The organism is Massilia polaris, from assembly GCF_012927275.1.
GTDB classification, from domain to species: Bacteria; Pseudomonadota; Gammaproteobacteria; order Burkholderiales; family Burkholderiaceae_D; genus Telluria_A; species Telluria_A polaris.
In genome coordinates this window covers 203550-220490 of the sequence record NZ_JABBGG010000001.1, presented here as the reverse complement: position 1 = coordinate 220490, position 16941 = coordinate 203550, and the positions used below count along the sequence as shown (strand labels likewise).

General features: G+C 64.8%; 14 protein-coding genes. 12 read left to right on the top strand and 2 right to left on the bottom strand.

Features of this window, described 5'->3' with window-relative positions:
- Positions 1 to 54 precede the first annotated feature (54 nt).
- The 11 genes from HHL21_RS01045 (at position 55) to HHL21_RS00995 (ending at position 12720) form a co-directional block, all read left to right on the top strand.
- Entirely contained in the window at positions 55 to 978 is a 924-nt protein-coding gene (locus HHL21_RS01045; protein WP_169463415.1) for a DMT family transporter, read from the top strand.
- 82 nt (positions 979 to 1060) lie between these two features.
- Positions 1061 to 1525, top strand: coding sequence for a RidA family protein (locus HHL21_RS01040; RefSeq protein WP_169463414.1), 465 nt, complete (start codon positions 1061 to 1063; stop codon positions 1523 to 1525).
- 108 nt (positions 1526 to 1633) lie between these two features.
- A complete protein-coding gene (locus HHL21_RS01035) occupies positions 1634 to 2827 on the top strand; it encodes an aminotransferase-like domain-containing protein (RefSeq protein ID WP_169463413.1) in 1194 nt (397 codons plus the stop codon).
- Positions 2828 to 3055: 228 nt separating this feature from the next.
- Complete coding sequence (locus HHL21_RS01030; protein ID WP_169463412.1) at positions 3056 to 4417, top strand: diguanylate cyclase; 1362 nt, start codon at positions 3056 to 3058, stop codon at positions 4415 to 4417.
- Between the two features lie 100 nt (positions 4418 to 4517).
- A complete protein-coding gene (gene dapC / locus HHL21_RS01025) occupies positions 4518 to 5738 on the top strand; it encodes a succinyldiaminopimelate transaminase (protein ID WP_169463411.1) in 1221 nt (406 codons plus the stop codon).
- A 9-nt stretch (positions 5739 to 5747) separates the two neighbouring features.
- Positions 5748 to 6575, top strand: a complete 828-nt coding sequence (dapD, locus tag HHL21_RS01020) for a 2,3,4,5-tetrahydropyridine-2,6-dicarboxylate N-succinyltransferase (RefSeq protein WP_169463410.1) — start codon at positions 5748 to 5750, stop codon at positions 6573 to 6575.
- Positions 6576 to 6706: 131 nt separating this feature from the next.
- The gene (locus HHL21_RS01015; RefSeq protein ID WP_169463884.1) at positions 6707 to 7849 is read left to right on the top strand and encodes a PilT/PilU family type 4a pilus ATPase; all 1143 of its coding nucleotides are present in this window, start codon (positions 6707 to 6709) and stop codon (positions 7847 to 7849) included.
- Positions 7850 to 8245: 396 nt separating this feature from the next.
- Positions 8246 to 8596: an ArsC family reductase gene (locus tag HHL21_RS01010; protein WP_169463409.1), complete on the top strand. Its 351-nt coding sequence runs from the start codon at positions 8246 to 8248 to the stop codon at positions 8594 to 8596.
- Between the two features lie 5 nt (positions 8597 to 8601).
- Positions 8602 to 9735, top strand: a complete 1134-nt coding sequence (gene dapE / locus HHL21_RS01005; protein WP_169463883.1) for a succinyl-diaminopimelate desuccinylase — start codon at positions 8602 to 8604, stop codon at positions 9733 to 9735.
- A gap of 25 nt (positions 9736 to 9760) precedes the next feature.
- Entirely contained in the window at positions 9761 to 10654 is an 894-nt protein-coding gene (gene prmB / locus HHL21_RS01000) for a 50S ribosomal protein L3 N(5)-glutamine methyltransferase (RefSeq protein WP_169463408.1), read from the top strand.
- Positions 10655 to 10722: 68 nt separating this feature from the next.
- On the top strand, positions 10723 to 12720 hold the full coding sequence (locus tag HHL21_RS00995) for an ATP-binding cassette domain-containing protein (RefSeq protein ID WP_169463407.1): 1998 nt from the start codon (positions 10723 to 10725) through the stop codon (positions 12718 to 12720).
- A 24-nt stretch (positions 12721 to 12744) separates the two neighbouring features.
- Here HHL21_RS00995 and HHL21_RS00990 read toward each other — a convergent pair whose 3' ends face one another.
- Entirely contained in the window at positions 12745 to 13245 is a 501-nt protein-coding gene (locus HHL21_RS00990) for a chemotaxis protein CheW (RefSeq protein ID WP_169463406.1), read from the bottom strand.
- Positions 13246 to 13855: 610 nt separating this feature from the next.
- On the opposite strand from HHL21_RS00990, the gene HHL21_RS00985 reads away from it, so the two are divergent.
- Positions 13856 to 14986 carry a DNA topoisomerase IB gene (locus tag HHL21_RS00985; RefSeq protein WP_169463405.1) on the top strand — a complete coding sequence of 377 codons (1131 nt, stop codon included), beginning with the start codon at positions 13856 to 13858 and terminating at the stop codon, positions 14984 to 14986.
- Here HHL21_RS00985 and HHL21_RS00980 read toward each other — a convergent pair.
- On the bottom strand, positions 14979 to 16841 hold the full coding sequence (locus HHL21_RS00980) for a flagellar assembly protein A (RefSeq protein WP_206085493.1): 1863 nt from the start codon (positions 16839 to 16841) through the stop codon (positions 14979 to 14981). The genes HHL21_RS00985 and HHL21_RS00980 overlap by 8 nt on opposite strands.
- Between the last annotated feature and the right edge of the window lie 100 nt (positions 16842 to 16941).

Sequence of the window (16941 nt, the reverse complement as noted above, 5' to 3'; positions counted from 1 at the left end):
GTTTTTTCAACTAGGATAACCCTATCAAACGCACGAATCCACCGAAAGCAGATCATGAATTCCGATTCCGCACTGCCTGTCCGCGCCGGCAACGGCGCGTTTTCCGATGAGACCCGCGGCATGCTGCTCGGCCTCGCAGGTGTCGCCATGTTCAGCCTGACCCTGCCGTTCACGCGGATGGCCGTGGCCGAGCTGCCACCGGCATTCGTCGCGCTGGGCCGCGCGCTGGTCGCGGCCGTGCTGGCCTGCGCCTGGCTGGCATGGAAACGCGTTCCCTTGCCGCCCCGCTCGGCACTACTGTCGCTGGCGGTGGTGTCGGCCGGCTGCGTGATCGGTTTTCCCTGGCTGACCTCGATCGCACTGCGCACCCTGCCCGCCTCCCATGGCGCCGTGCTGGTCGGCATCCTGCCGCTGGCGACGGCGCTGTTTTCCGCCTTTCGCGGCAACGAAAAGCCCTCGCCGGGTTTCTGGCTCATGGCCGTGCTCGGCGCTGCACTGGTGCTCGGCTTCGCGCTGCGCCAGGGCGGCGGCAGCCTGCATGCGGCCGACTTGCTGATGCTGGGCGCCGTCGTGCTGGGCGCGGCCGGCTATGCCGAGGGCGGCCGCTTGTCGCGCTCGCTCGGCGGCGAGCAGGTGATCTGCTGGGCGCTGGTGCTGTCCGCACCACTGCTGGCGCCGCTGGTGCTGTGGCTCAGCTGGCCGCACGGCGCCGCGATCGCCGCCGCCGGTCCCATGGCCTGGGCCGGTTTCGCGTATGTGTCGGCGATTTCGATGCTGGTTGGATTTTTCTTCTGGTACCGCGGCATGGCGCTTGGCGGCATCGCCCGGGTCGGGCAGGTACAGCTGGTGCAGCCCTTCATGACGCTGGGCGGGGCCGCCATCCTGCTGGGCGAAGCGCTGGAGCTGTCGAACTTCGTGTTCGCGCTGGCAGTCATTGCCGTGGTCGGGGCGGGACGCAAGATGCAAGTCCGGCGCTGATGCAAGCGGGAAAATGGTAGGTAAGTCACCCTGCCCGACGTACAATACTTGCTTGTCTATTTTCACCGAAACCGGGAACAACATGTCCGTCTACGCAAAACTCAAAGAACTGAACATCACCCTTGCCCCTCCGGCCGCGCCGGCCGCCGCCTACGTCATGTACGTACAGTCGGGCAACCTGGTTTTCCTCTCGGGCCACATTGCCAAGCACGCCGACGGCTCGGTCAACGCCGGCAAGCTGGGCCAGGATGTGTCGCTGGAACAGGGCCAGGCAGCGGCGCGTTCGATCGCGATCGACCTGATCGGCACCCTGCAGGAAGCCTGCGGCGGCGACCTGACCCGCGTCAAGCGCATCGTCAAGCTGATGAGCCTGGTCAATTCGACCCCTGACTTCACCGACCAGCACCTGGTCACCAACGGCGCCTCCGAGCTGCTGGGCGACCTGTTCGGCGACGCCGGCAAGCACGCCCGTTCGGCCTTCGGCGTGGCCCAGGTGCCGCGCGGCGCCTGCGTCGAGATCGAAATGATCGTCGAAATCGCCGGCTAAGCAAGATCCGGGCGGCGCTTACCCAGCGCCGCCCTTCCCGAGAACGCTTACCCAGCGTGCTCTATAATGGCCAGGCAACCCTGCGGCCCTTCCCCCTGTGAGACCAGCATGAAAATTGAAAATCCAAACCCGATCGAATGGCGCTTCTCGGAACGCGCCAGCCAGCTGCAAAGCTCGTTCATCCGTGAAATCCTGAAGATCACCCAGCGTCCCGAGATCATCTCGTTCGCCGGCGGCCTGCCTTCGCCTGCCACCTTCCCGGTCGAGCACATGAAAGCGGCCTTCGACAAGGTGCTGTCGACCGACGGCAAGGTGGCGCTGCAGTACGGTCCGACCGATGGTTACGCGCCGCTGCGCGAATGGATCGCCAATTCGCTGTCGACCGACAGCTGCAAGATCGCGCCGGAACAGGTCCTGATGACCTCCGGATCGCAGCAGGCGCTCGACCTGCTGGGCAAGGTGCTGATCGACGAAGGCAGCCGCGTGCTGGTCGAAACCCCGAGCTACCTGGGCGCGCTGCAGGCGTTCTCGGTGTACCGCCCTGAATTCAAGTCGGTCGCCACCGACGACCACGGCCTGGTGCCGTCGTCGATCGAAGCCGTGGCCGAAGGCGCGCGCATGCTGTACGCGCTGCCGAACTTCCAGAATCCGACCGGACGCAGCCTGTCGGTCGAGCGCCGCGTCGAGCTGGTCGAAACCTGCGCCCGCCTCGGCATCCCGCTGATCGAGGACGACCCTTACGGTTCGCTGAGCTACAAGGGCGAGCCGTACCCGAAAATGCTGAACATGAACCCGGACGGCGTGATCTATATGGGCTCGTTCTCGAAGGTGCTCACCCCTGGCATCCGCCTCGGCTACGTGGTCGCCCCGCTGCCGCTGGTGCGCCGCCTCGAACTGGCCAAGCAGGCCGCCGATCTCCATACCGCCCAGCTGACCCAGATGGTCGTGTATGAAGTGGTCAAGGACGGCTTCCTCGACACCCACATCCCGAGCATCCGCGCCTTGTACGCGAACCAGTGCCAGGTGATGCTGGACGCGATGGCCGAGCAGTTCCCGGCCGGCGTACACTGGACCCGTCCTGAAGGCGGCATGTTCATCTGGGTCACGCTGCCCAAGCATATCGACGCGATGGCCCTGCTGGACCAGGCGCTCGCCGCCAAGGTGGCCTTCGTGCCGGGCGCGCCGTTCTACGCCAACGATCCGGAAACCAACACGCTGCGCCTGTCCTTCGTGACCGTGCCGCCGGAACGCATCCGCGACGGCATCGCCATCCTCGGCAAGCTGATCGCCGCGCAAATGTAACCGGGCTGGCGAGGGCGGATGGCTGTTCACTACCAGTGGTGAGCGGCGTTTCGCTTCTTGCGGTTGCGCACCTACAACAAGTCCTCCTGCGGGAGGATTTGGCGTTTACGGGGCGTAGGCCGGCAGGGGCGTTGGCAGAAGAATAACTCACGGGAAACACTCCTTGCCTGCTGCGATAACACAGCGTTATCATCGAATAGCTCAATGACTCCGTGGCGAAGGCCCTGAATGCCGCTCCCAGCAACAATCAATACAGCTCCCCGGCGCGATGCCGCGATCCTGATCGTCGACGACGCCCCGGCCAACCTCGGCATGCTGCGCAAGATGATGACGCAGCAGGGCTACCAGACCTTCGTCGCGACCTCGGGCGAACGGGCGCTCAGTATTGCGCGGCGCGTGCACCCCGACCTGATCCTGCTCGACGTCGTCATGCCCGGCATGGACGGCCTCGAAACGTGCCGCCAGCTCAAGCAGCATCCCGGCACCCAGCGCATCCCGGTGATTTTCATGAGTGCGCGCACCGAGACCGACGACGTGGTCGCCGGCTTCGACATCGGCGCGGTCGACTACATCGGCAAACCGCTGCGCATGGCCGAAGTGTGCGCCCGCGTGCGCGCCCAGCTCCAGATCCGCACGACCAGCGACAGCCAGCACGAACAGGCCCAGCGCCTGCGCACCATCGTCGACAGCATGGCCGAAGGCCTGATGATCATCGAAGGCTGTGGCCGCATCCAGTACGCCAATCCGGCGTGCGGGCGCTACTTCGGCTGCTCGCCGGAAGCGCTGGAGCAGAAAACGCTGGGCGACCTGCTGACGCAGCAAGTCACCCAGGACTACCTCGACTACTTCGCGCGCTGCGCCAGCGAAGCGGAATTCGCGCCGCAGCCTGGCGCGCGTGAAGTCGTGATCCGCCAGGCCGACGGCTCGCTGCGCGCGATGGACCTGACCCTGGCGCCGATGGCCATGCACGCGACGCTGTTCATCGGCCTGCTGCACGACATCACCCACCACAAGCAGTCCGAGACCGCGCTGCAGCGCGCCGCCCTGCTCGACCCGCTCACCAAGATCGCCAACCGGCGCCACTTCGACACCTTCCTCGACATCGAATGGCAGCGCGCCATCCGCAGCGGCGAGCCGCTGTCGCTGGTGGTGCTCGACGTCGACCATTTCAAGCTGTACAACGACACCTTTGGCCACCCGGCCGGCGACGCCGCGCTGCAAAGCGTGGCGGCCGTGCTGCAGGCGCATGCGCCGCGCGCGACCGACATGGCCGCGCGCTACGGCGGCGAAGAGTTCGTGCTGCTGTTCGCCGAAACGGCGCCGGCCGACGCCACCGCGCTGGCCGAAGCGATCCGCGCCGACGTCGAGGCGCTGCACCTGCCGCACCCGCGCTCTTGCACGTCCGACTCGATCACCGTCAGCATCGGCGTGGCGACCATGATCCCGACCCAGCTCGACCACATCGAAAAGCTGTTCATCGCGGCCGACCGCGCCATGTACTCGGCCAAGGAAGCGGGCCGCAACCGCGTCAAGCACGTCGACGCCAGCAGCTCGGCCTGGGACGCCGTCAAGGCGCTGGTGATGCGCTGATCGGCGCCCGGCCTGCACCTGGCCACCTGTTGGCAACAAGGACAACATATCGGCGCTATAATAAAGGCCGCCATATCGCCCCATCCCAACTGGTACCGCTGTGAATCCACACCTCGACAAGCTGCATCCCTACCCGTTCGAAAAACTGCGCCGCCTGTTCACGGGCGTGACACCCAATCCCGCGTTCGCAGCGATCAGCCTTGGGATCGGCGAGCCGAAGCACCCCACGCCCCCCTTCATCCAGAAGGCCCTGACCCACAACGTGCACGGACTGGCCACCTATCCGAGCACCCACGGCACCGACGCGCTGCGCACCGCTGTCGCCAGCTGGATCGAGCACCGCTACGGCGTTGAGCTTGACGACGCGACCCAGGTCCTGCCGGTCAACGGATCGCGCGAGGCGCTGTTCGGCATCGCCCACTGCGTAGTCGACCCGTCGGTCCCCGGCGCGCTGGTGATGTGCCCGAATCCGTTCTACCAGATCTACGAAGGCGCGGCCTACCTCGCCGGCGCCCAGCCGTACTTCGTCAACTCCGACCCCGCCCGCAATTTCGGCTGCGACTACAGCAGCGTGCCGGACGACGTCTGGGAGCGCGTGCAGCTGATGTACATCTGCTCGCCCGGCAATCCGACCGGCGCCACGCTCACGCTCGACGACTGGAAGCAGGTGTTCGCGCTGGCCGACCGCCACGGCTTCGTGATCGCGGCCGACGAATGCTATTCCGAGATTTACCACGGCAGCGCGGCGCCCCTTGGCGCGCTGGAAGCGGCGCACCAGCTCGGGCGCAGCGGCGGCGACAACCCGTACGCCAACCTGGTCGTGTTCTCCAGCCTGTCGAAGCGCTCCAACGTGCCGGGGATGCGCTCGGGCTTCGTGGCCGGCAGCCCGGCGATCATCAAGAAGTTCCTGCTGTACCGCACCTACTGCGGCGGCGCGATGTCGCCGCCGGTGCAGGCAGCATCGATCGCGGCGTGGGGCGACGAAGCGCACGTAGTCGAGAACCGCGCCAAATACCGCGAGAAGTTCAATCTCGTCACGCCGATGCTCAGCGACGTCGTCGACGTCGGCCTGCCCGACGCCGGCTTCTACCTGTGGGCCGACGTCAGCGGCACCGGCCTCACCGACACCGAATTCGCCCGGCGTCTTTACGCCGACTATAATGTCACCGTCCTGCCGGGCAGCTACCTCGCGCGCGATGCGCACGGCGTCAATCCCGGCCAGGGGCGGATCCGCATGGCGCTCGTCGCCGAAGTCGACGAATGCCTCGAAGCGGTCCAGCGGATCGTCCAGTTCTGCAATGCCTTGTATGCACCCACCTGAAACCACACCATGACCCAACAACTCCAGAACATCATCGACACCGCCTGGGAACAGCGCGCCGACATCACCCCAGCCAACGGCAGCGCCGAACTGCGCGACGCGGTCGCCCACGTGATCGCCGGCCTTGACGACGGCACCCTGCGCGTGGCGCAGAAAACCGGCGCGGACTGGGTCGTGAACCAGTGGATCAAGAAAGCGGTACTGCTCTCGTTCCGCCTCGAGAACAACAGCGTGATGACCAGCGACGGCACCATGCAGTTCTACGACAAGGTCCCGACCAAGTTCGCCAACTACAGCGCCGACGACTTCGCGCGCGGCGGCTTCCGCGTAGTGCCGCCTGCGGTGGCGCGCCGCGGCAGCTTCATCGCCAAGAACGTCGTGCTGATGCCGTCCTACGTCAACATCGGCGCCTACGTCGACGAAGGCGCGATGGTCGACACCTGGGCCACGGTCGGCTCGTGCGCGCAGATCGGCAAGAACGTCCACCTGTCGGGCGGCGTCGGCATCGGCGGGGTGCTCGAACCGATGCAGGCCAATCCGACCATCATCGAAGACAACTGCTTCATCGGCGCGCGTTCGGAGATCGTCGAAGGCGTGATCGTCGAAGAGAACTCGGTGATCTCGATGGGCGTGTACATCGGCCAGTCGACCAAGATTTACGACCGCGCCACCGGCGCAGTGACGTACGGCCGGGTGCCGGCCGGTTCGGTCGTCGTCTCGGGCAACCTGCCATCGGAAGACGGCAAGTACAGCCTTTACTGCGCGGTGATCGTCAAGCGCGTCGACGCCAAGACCCGCGCCAAGACCGGCATCAACGAACTGCTGCGCGGCATTTAATTCCTTACCAAAATCGCAAAATCGGGGTCCGTCCCCGGGGTCTGTCCCCGGGGACGGACCCCGATGTTCAAATAGTTATGGCTGATATGGCCGAATAAAATTGGGGTCTGACCCCGGATCTGGAGACGATGATGGCGATGGACCGTTTGTTTCAGCTGATGAAGGAGAAGAACGCGTCGGATATGTTCTTCGCGGTGAATTCACCAGTTCATATCAAGATCAACGGAAACCTGATTCCGATTAACCAGCAGAAGCTGGAGCCGGAGAATATCGTCGCGCTGTTGGCCGAAATCGCTACCCCAGAACAGATGCAGGAGCTCGAACGCGACAACGAACTCAATATGGGTATCTCGGTCGCCAACCTGGGCCGCTTCCGCTTGTCGGCCTTCCGCCAGCGCGGCTCGATCTCGGCGGTGTTCCGCTTCGTGCCGGCGAATATCCCGGCCCTCGGCGACCTCGGCCTGCCGCCAGTGCTCGCCGACCTGATCATGGAAAAGCGCGGTCTGCTGCTGCTGGTCGGCGCGACCGGTTCGGGCAAGTCGACCACGATCGCGTCGATGCTCGACCATCGCAACGAGCTGCGCGCGGGCCATATCCTGACGCTCGAAGATCCGATCGAGTACCTGTTCAAGAATAAGAAATCGATCGTCAACCAGCGCGAAATCGGCAGCGATGCGGCCAGCTTCCAGGTCGCGCTGCGCAATTCGATGCGCCAGGCGCCAGACTGTATCTTGATCGGCGAGATCCGCGACAAGGAAACCATGGCTGCCGCACTGGCGTATGCGCAGTCCGGCCACCTGGTGCTGGCGACCCTGCATGCGAATAACAGCTACAACGCGCTGAACCGCATCATCAGCTTCTACCCGATCGAGAACCGCGCCGCGCTGCTGCAGGATTTGTCCTCGGCCGTGAAGGCGATCGTGGCGCAGCGCCTGGTCAGGTCAGCCGCTGGCGGCACCCGCCAGGCCGCCGTCGAGATCATGGTCAACACGCGCTACGTGTCCGACCTGATCGAGAAAGGCGAGATCGGCCAGATCAAGGAGGCGATGGACAAGAGCCTGTCGCCAGGATCGCAGTCGTTCGAGACCGCCCTGCTCCAGCTGGTGCACAGCGGCCTGGTGACGCAGGACGAGGCCCTCGCCAACGCCGACTCGGCCACCAACCTGCTCTGGCTGCTCAACAACGGCCCTGACAGCAAGGGCGCCGACGCCGCGCCGGAGGCCAGGGCCGCCGACGACGCGCCTTCCTTCACCGAGTTCACCCTCAATAGCTGAGGCGCCGGGCCAGCCCCGCACCTGCCCCGTTACCGGCGCCTCGCCGCCCCGCGTCACCCAGACACAGGTGCTGAACGGGACCGGGGTAAAGTCGAGCCGCAGCGAGCGGTCGCGCGTTTCCCATCTGGGCCGGCGCGGCGCCGCCATCCAGCGCCAGCACGCCGGCCACGACCGCATACATGAATACTCGCATGATTCCCTCCTGTTGAAAGTAAGGACGCGGGCACACAGCCCCATGCTCGTTCGACCGGCGCTGCGATGGCCAGTTCAAGTAAAATCGATGGTACCGGCCGACTAGTTAGTGCATATGCTATGCTCCGGCCATCCCCCATGCGACTCCAGGCCCGCCGGCATCAAGCCCGGCAGCCATGCGCCGCCCATGCATACACGAATAAGATGAACAAGACTCTCTACGGTATCCCCAACTGCGACACGGTCAAGAAGGCCCGCACCTGGCTGGCTGACAATGGCCAGCAGTTCGATTTCCACGACTTCAAAAAGCAGGGCCTGGAGCGCGCCACCGTCGCGGCATGGCTCGAGCAGCTCGACTGGGAAGTACTAGTCAACCGCAAGGGCACGACCTGGCGCAAGCTGAGCGATGAGCGCCGCGCCGCCGTCACCACCAGCGACGACGCGCTCGAGCTGATGCTTGAATTCCCGTCGCTGATCAAGCGCCCGGTGCTGGCCGGCGCCGGCAAGCTGTCGGTGGGTTTTTCCGACGCCCAGTACCGCCAGATATTCGAATGACCACGATGACGCCTTCCCGCACCCTCGCGCTGACCGAAGAGCTGATCGCGCTGTCTTCGATTACCCCCGACGACAAGGGCTGCCAGCGGCGCCTGGCCGAGCTGCTTGAACCGCTTGGCTTCGTGTGCGAGACCATCGAATCGAACGGCGTGACCAACCTGTGGGCGCGCAAAGGCGCCGCCTCGCCGGTGTTCGTGTTCGCCGGCCATACCGACGTCGTCCCCACCGGCCCGGTCGAGCAGTGGCATTCGCTGCCGTTCACGCCGACCCGCCGCGACGGCAAGCTGTATGGCCGCGGCGCCGCCGACATGAAGACCTCGATCGCGGCGATGGTCGTCGCCTGCGAAGAATTCATCGCCGCGCACCCTGCCCACAAGGGCTCGATCGCATTTTTGATCACCAGCGACGAGGAAGGCCCGGCCACCGACGGCACCGTGATGGTCTGCGAACGGCTCGAACAACGCGGCGAGAAGATCGATTACTGCCTGGTCGGCGAGCCGACCTCCGCCCACGTCCTGGGCGACATGATCAAGAATGGCCGCCGCGGTTCGCTGTCGGGCAAACTGGTCATCAAGGGCATCCAGGGCCACATCGCCTACCCGCAGCACGCGCGCAACCCGATCCACCAGGCTGCGCCCGCGCTGGCCGAACTGGCGGCCGAGCAGTGGGACGACGGTAACGAGTACTACCTGCCGACCTCGTGGCAGGTGTCGAACATCCATGCCGGCACCGGCGCCAACAACGTCATCCCGGGCGAACTGACGCTGGAGTTCAATTTCCGCTTCTCCACCGCCAGCACCGCCGACGGGCTGGAAGCGCGCGTGCATGCGATCCTCGACAAGCACAACCTCGAATACGACCTTCAGTGGACCTTGTCCGGCCTGCCGTTCCTGACGCCGCGCGGCACGCTGTCGGACGCGGTGGCTGGCGCGATCGCGCTGGAAACCGGCGTGCACACCGAATTATCGACCACCGGCGGGACCTCCGACGGCCGCTTCATCGCTCGGATCTGCCCGCAGGTGATAGAATTCGGCCCTCCGAATGCCAGTATCCACAAGATCGACGAGCACATCGAGCTGCGTTTCATCGATCCGCTGAAGAATATCTACCGCCGCACCCTGGAAAACCTGCTGGCGTAAGCTCGCCCAACCGAGAGAACAGGCCATGACTACCACCATCCTCTTTACCACGCCGCGCGACCTGCTGCGCTATGCCGTCACCCGCTTCAACGGGGCCAAGCTGTTCTTCGGCCACGGCAGCGCCGAAGCGCTCGACGAAGCCGCCTACCTGATCCTGCACACGCTCAAGCTCCCGCTCGACAAGCTCGAACCCTTCCTCGACGCGCGCCTGCTGCCCGACGAAGTGCTGCAGGTGCTGGCCGTGATCGAACGGCGCGCCACCGAGCGCGTGCCGGCCGCCTACATCACCAATGAAGCATGGCTGGGCAGCTACCCGTTCTACGTCGACGAACGCGTGATCGTGCCGCGCTCCTTCATCGCCGAACTGGTGCCGCAGTCGTTCAGCCCGTGGGTCGAAGACCCGTTCGCGGTCGAGAACATCCTCGAGCTGTGCACCGGGTCCGGCTGCCTGGCGATCATGATGGCCGACGCCTTCCCGAACGCCGTGGTGGACGCGGTCGATATCTCGACCGATGCGCTGGCCGTGGCTGAACGGAACATCCGCGAGTACAAGCTTGAAGGCCGGGTCAACCCGATCGTCTCGGACCTGTACCAGAACGTGCCATTCAAGAAGTACAACCTGATCGTCACCAACCCGCCGTACGTGAACTCGGAATCGATGTCGGCGCTGCCGCAGGAATACCTGCGCGAGCCTCAGATCGCGCTGCATGGCGGGGCGGACGGCATGGACCTGGTCCGCAAGATCATCGCCGGCGCCGCCGAGCGCCTGACGCCGGACGGCATCCTGATGGTCGAAATCGGCAACGAGCGTGACTATGCCGAAACCGCGTTCGGACACCTGGGGCTGACCTGGGTGACCACCAGCGCTGGCGACGATATGGTGTTCCTGCTCACGGCCGAACAATTGCAGCACGCATAAATTCAAATCGGCGGATGCCAGGTCCCTTGGGAGCGCTAATCCGCCATGCATACCTTTAAAGAACTTCAATGATCCGCTTCATCAACGTAAGCCTCATGCGCGGCACCAAGCCGCTGCTCGAAGGCGTGGACCTCACGCTCAACCCCGGCGACAAGATCGGCCTGATCGGCGCCAACGGCGCCGGCAAATCCAGCCTGTTCGCGATGCTGCGCGGCGAGCTGCACCCGGACCAGGGCGAGATCGACTTCCCTGCCAAATGGCGGATGGCCTACGTGGCCCAGGAAACCCCGCCGCTCGAACGCGCGGCGCTGGACTACGCCATCGACGGCGACGTCAACCTGCGCAAGCTGCAGTCCGAACTCGAACGCCTCGAGTCCGAGCCTGACACCACCGACAACGGCATCGCCATCGGCGAGATCTACAGCGCGCTGGCCGACGCCGACGCCTACACCGTGCAGTCGCGCGGCGAACAGCTGCTGCTTGGCCTTGGCTTCTCGATGGAGCAGATGCAGCAGCCGGTCGCTTCGTTCTCGGGCGGCTGGCGCATGCGCCTGAACCTGGCGCAGGCGCTGATGTGCCCTTCCGAACTGCTGCTGCTCGATGAACCGACCAACCACCTCGACCTCGACGCGATCATCTGGCTGGAAGACTGGCTGAAACGCTACCCCGGCACGCTGATCATCATCTCGCACGACCGCGACTTCCTCGATGAAATCGTCAACGTCATCGTGCACATCGACGAGCGCAAGCTGAAGCGCTACTCGGGTAACTACTCGGGCTTCGAGCGCCAGCGCGCGGCCCAGATGATCCTGGCCGCCGGCGCGCTCGAGAAGCAGATGCGCCAGCGCGCCCACCTCGAATCCTTCGTCAACCGCTTCAAGGCGCAGGCCTCCAAAGCGCGCCAGGCCCAGAGCCGGATGAAGGCGCTGGCCAAGATGGAAGAACTGGCGCCGCTGCGCGCCGCCGCCGAATTCTCGTTCGAATTCCGCGAGCCGTTGTCCGCCCCAAATCCGCTGCTGGTGATGGAAAACGTCAACGCGGGCTATCCGATCCTCGACGGCCACGGCGACAAGGTCGGCGACAAGACCATCGTCTCGAACATCAAGTTCTCGCTGCAGATCGGCCAGCGCATCGGCCTGCTGGGCGTGAACGGCGCCGGCAAGTCGACCCTGATCAAGACCATCGCCGGCGAGCTCGAACCGCTGACGGGTGACGCGACCATTGGCAAAGGCCTGTCGATCGGCTACTTCGCCCAGCACCAGGTCGAAATGCTGCGCCACGACGAGTCGCCGCTGTGGCACCTTGCGAAAATCGCGCCGACCGTACGCGAGCAGGAGCTGCGCAACTTCCTCGGCGGCTTCAACTTCCCGGGCACCATGGTCACCAGCCCGATCCGCCCGTTCTCCGGCGGCGAGAAGGCCCGCCTGGCGCTGGCCCTGATCGTGTGGCAGCGCCCTAACCTGCTGCTGCTCGATGAACCGACCAACCACCTGGACCTCGAAACGCGCGAAGCGCTGACGATGGCGCTGGCGCAGTTCGAAGGCACGCTGGTGGTGGTATCGCACGATCGCCACCTGCTGCGCGCCACCACCGACCAGTTCATCATCGTCGCCGACGGCAGGCTGCAGCCGTTCGACGGCGACCTGGACGACTACAAGGACTGGCTGTTCCAGACCAAGCTTGGCAAGGGCACCAGCGTGCTGCCGGCCGCAGGCAAGGAGAACAAGACGTCCTATCCTGCCGCCTCGCCGATCGCCCCTGCGGCCGCGCCAGCGGTCAGCGCCAAGGACCAGAAGCGCCAGGACGCCGAACAGCGCCAGCGCCTCGCGACCTTGAAGAAGCCGATCGAGAACAAGCTGAAACGCCTTGAAGAGCAGATTGCGAAACGCACGGAGCAGAAGACGGAAGTCGATGCGAAGCTGGCGCAGCCGGCGATCTATGAAGCGGCCAACAAGGCCAAGCTGAAGACGCTGCTGGCGGACCAGTCCTTCTACACGAAAGACCTGGCGCAGCTTGAAGCGGAATGGATGGAACTGCAGGAACAGCTGGAAGCGGTCGCCGCTTGATCGCGCACGGCGCGGCAGGTGCGCTTACGCGGCCTGCTGCGCGCCGTCCGGATCGCGCGCCGCATTGCGCTTGATCGACATCAGCTTGTCGATGTCGACCAGGATCAGGCGCCGCCCATCGACTTCGCCCAGTCCCACCAGGTAGCCGCAGCCGGCCTCGCCGGCGTCGCTATTGACCGGCAGCGGCGAGATCTGGGCGGGCGACAGTTTCACCACGTCCGTCACGCCATCCACCACCATCCCCATGATGCAGCTCGATAGCTGCAGGATGATCACGTCCGTCGGCGCCAGCGGCCGCGCGCCTTGGCTGAACGCGGCGCGCATGTCGACGATCGGCATGATGACGCCGCGCGACACCGCCACCCCTTCGACAATCTCGCCGCTCGATGCGAAGCGTTCGAGCGACTGCAGGCTGCGCAGTTCCTGCACCTTGCGAAAGTCCAGCCCGTACTCAAGCCCGCCGAGCCGGAAGCTCAGGAATTCGATCTGGCCGCTGCCGGCCGCGGAGGAGTCGTAGGTGTACATGGCGGTCCTTTCGTTTCTGCAGGTCTGCGGCAAGGTAACGAAATCCTATAGTAAGGGTAGTCCGTCCTACGCTTGTTGACTGTGGTCAACCTCCGCGGCGACCTGTTTCGCCTGTACACACAGGGCTGGCGCAGTGGTAAACCCCGCTAAGAAAAGGACTACCCCCTTCCAAATCGCGCAGTACGGTTAGCAAGGCAACCGACCCGCTTGCCGCTTGCCGTGTACTATTCGACAAAATTGACCAGGTGGCGCACCGCCAGCGCTGCGATACGACAAGGCCGCGATTGACATCCTCCCCTTCGTAAACGGAAGGGGATTCCCACTGCTGGCGTCTGATGCCCCAGACGGAAGCCGGACTGAAAGTAGCCCAGCTTCTTATTCAATCCGCAGGATATCTCTCGACCTCGCCTAAGGCGACTGCGGATCGGAAAAAAACGGTGCAGGTGACTCATGCCCCAGCGCGTAATCGCATACTGAAGCACTTATGGAGTTTGACCATGCCCCAACAACCAAGTTCAAAACATTTTTTCACCTGGACGGCTGCGGGCGCTACGCGCCCGGCTCCTTTCACTCCCTGCCCTGAAGGACAGGGTTTCTCGGAGCAATTCTGATGAAAAGTGAAGTCCTGCCTGCGGCAAGCCCGCTGCCGAACATGGATGCGCCCGCTGCGGCGAAGTCGGCCGGCCTGCGCTATGTGAGCGACTCCCGTCCGGGCATCGCCCGCATGGGCAGCCCGGGCGCATTCCACTACGCCGATGCCGACGGCGGCGCGGTGGCTGACGAAGCCACCCTGGCCCGTATCAAGTCGCTGGTGATTCCCCCGGCCTGGACCGGCGTGTGGATCTGCGCGCAGGCCAACGGCCACCTGCAGGCCACCGGGCGCGACGCGCGCGGCCGCAAGCAGTACCGCTACCATCCGCGCTGGCGCCACCTGCGCGACGAGGTCAAATACGAACGCATGCTCAATTTCGGCAAGGCGCTGCCGGCCGTCCGCGGCCATGTCGACGCCGCGCTCAAGCTGCCCGGCCTGCCGCGCGAGAAGGTGCTGGCCACCGTGGTCTACCTGCTTGAACTGACGATGATGAGGATCGGGAACGAGGAATATGCGCGCACCAACAAGTCGTTCGGACTGACCACGCTGCGCAACCGCCACGTGCAGATCGACGGCAAGGCGGTCGAATTCCGCTTCCGTGGCAAGAGCGGCGTTTTTCATAACGTTAAGATGGAGGACAAGCGCCTTGCGCGCATCATCCAGCGCACCCGCGACCTGCCGGGGCAGGAGCTGTTCCAGTACATCGACGAACAGGGCGAGCCGCATACCATCGACTCGGCCGACGTCAACGAGTACCTGCGCGAGATCAGCGGCGAGGACTACACCGCCAAGGATTTCCGGACCTGGTCGGGCACCGTGCTGGCGGCGCTGGCGCTAAAGGAGTTCGAGAAGTTCGACTCGGAAGCGCAGGCCAGGAAGAACATCGTGCGCGCGATCGAATCGGTGGCTGAAAAACTGGGAAACACGCCGTCGATCTGCCGCAAGTGCTATGTGCACCCGGCGATCATCGACGCTTACCTGGAGGGCACGGTGCTGGAAGCGCTGCATACCCGCACCGGGCAGCAGCTGGTGGGCGAGCTGCACGACCTGCAGCCGGAAGAAGCGGCGGTGCTGGCCTTGCTGCAGCAGCGCTTGCAGCGCGAGGATGCGCAGCCGGCCAAAGCGAAACCCAAAACCCGGCTTAGTTGATGCCGCTGCCCCACTCGACTGCGCCGACGCTGCCGGAGAAAATACGTTCGCCCTGCGGCACGCTGGCGCGCAGCTTGGCTTTGATCTCTTTCGGCGACAGATTGTATGTGCTGCTGCCGTCCGGATGGTAGGTGATGGTGCGGATGGTCGTCTCGCCGGTCAGCATGCTGACCTTGACGAAGTTCCCGCCCGCGCTGGCGCGGCGCTGCTGCTGGAGCTGTTCCAGCAGGGTCAACCCGGCCTGGTGCTCGGTCTCGGCCGCCTTCACCTCTTCCGACAGCTTGCCGATCGCCCGCAGTACCGGCCCGACCGCCACGCCCATCTTCTGGAATTGCGCCGCCTGGTCCGGCGTCAGCGTCAGTTCGCCCTTGCGCACGCGGGTCGAAAGCTGCATGTACTGGCGCACATCCGCCTGGGTTGTCAGCGCCTGCATGTCTTCCTTGCGCTGTGCCGCGACCTGCGTAAACGCCGCAACCCGCTCGCCAATCTGGACGATTACCTGGTCGATGCGCTTGCAGTCCGGCTGCAGGACAAAAATCAGCATTTCACTCTGCTTGCGCGCGCCGGCCGTTTCAATCTGGATGCGGCGCGCGGCAACCGCGCAGCCCTCGGCCTGGTTGATGAAGACGTCGTCGGCGATGATCTCGCAGTTCACCGCATGTTCGATGAACACGCGGGTGCCCGAAACGATGCAGCTCTCGGCGCGTTCCAGCCGCACATCGCCCTGCGTGGCCTGGATCACCGCCGCCGAGGCGACGCCCTTGACCGTGATGTCGCCGCTGGCATTGTGGGCCGAGCCGCCCACCAGGTTACTGTTCAACAGCACCGCGCCGCCGCGCGACACGATATTCCCGAACACGTCGGCGTGCACGGTGATGCCCTCGCCTTCGATCACCCGCTTTTCCTGGACCTCGCCGAATTCCTCGTAGTCGCCGGTCAGCTGGAGGTTGCCGGTAGTGCGCGCGCTGACGCCGTCGCGGCTGATGATCTTGTCGCCCACCGAGACCTGGGCGGTCTGCGGGTCCACATTCAAAAAGCCGGTCTGCAGCGCGACCAGGAAATCGCCCTCGCCCGTCGCCTCGACCACGGTGCCGGAGCCGGCCATCGCATGCAGGTCGATATCCTTGGGCATCGCCGGTTCCAGCACGCGCCCGGCCAGGTCGAAACCGTTCTCGCCGTCCGAGCGCGGCACTTTCTTGAGCAGCTTGGTGCCCTGCTGGATCTGCGGGAAGCGGTTCTGGAACGCCATCAGGTCAAGCTTGCCGTTGGCGAGCTGGCGCGGTGCGTCGCTGCGGTGCAGGTCGTCGCACACCTCGATGACATGGGCGTCCACGCCAGGGACGGCGTCGGCCTGCTCGGCCACGATTGTGCGCTCTGACTTCTTCGATGCCATGGCCGCGTCCACCGCATGCATGTCGATGCCGAAGCGGATACCCTTGCTCCACAGGTCGGCCACGAATTCACCGGCGTCGAGGAGCGCCTGTACGCCGGGACCGGCCGGATTGGCGGGGTCCTCCGCATAGACTGGTTCGAAGTAATATTCGGCCCTGCCCCCGTTGATCTTGACCGCTTTATACAGCGCGCGCCGCTCGGGCGCGAAATCCGCCACGCCTGAAGCGATGCGCAGCACGTCGCCGGGACGCGGCTGCGCCTGGCCGTGGCCGTACAGCGCCTTGATGAAGGCGGCGTAGTCGAGACCGGTGAAATAGCGCTGGGTGCTGAAGATGTTGTCGATGGCGGCAAGCAAAGCCGCGCCTGTCACGCTCGGGTCGACGTAGATACCGTCGGCGCGCTGGAGGATGCCTGGACCAAGCCCGGCTGCGCCATTTCCGGCGCCCGCCTCGGCGGTCGCCAACGAAGGCTGTCCTATAGAAGACTCGATTGACACGCGCTACCTCGGGCTGAACACTCTTGCATTTATATACAAATACTTACCTTAGAGGTAAGTTTTGAGC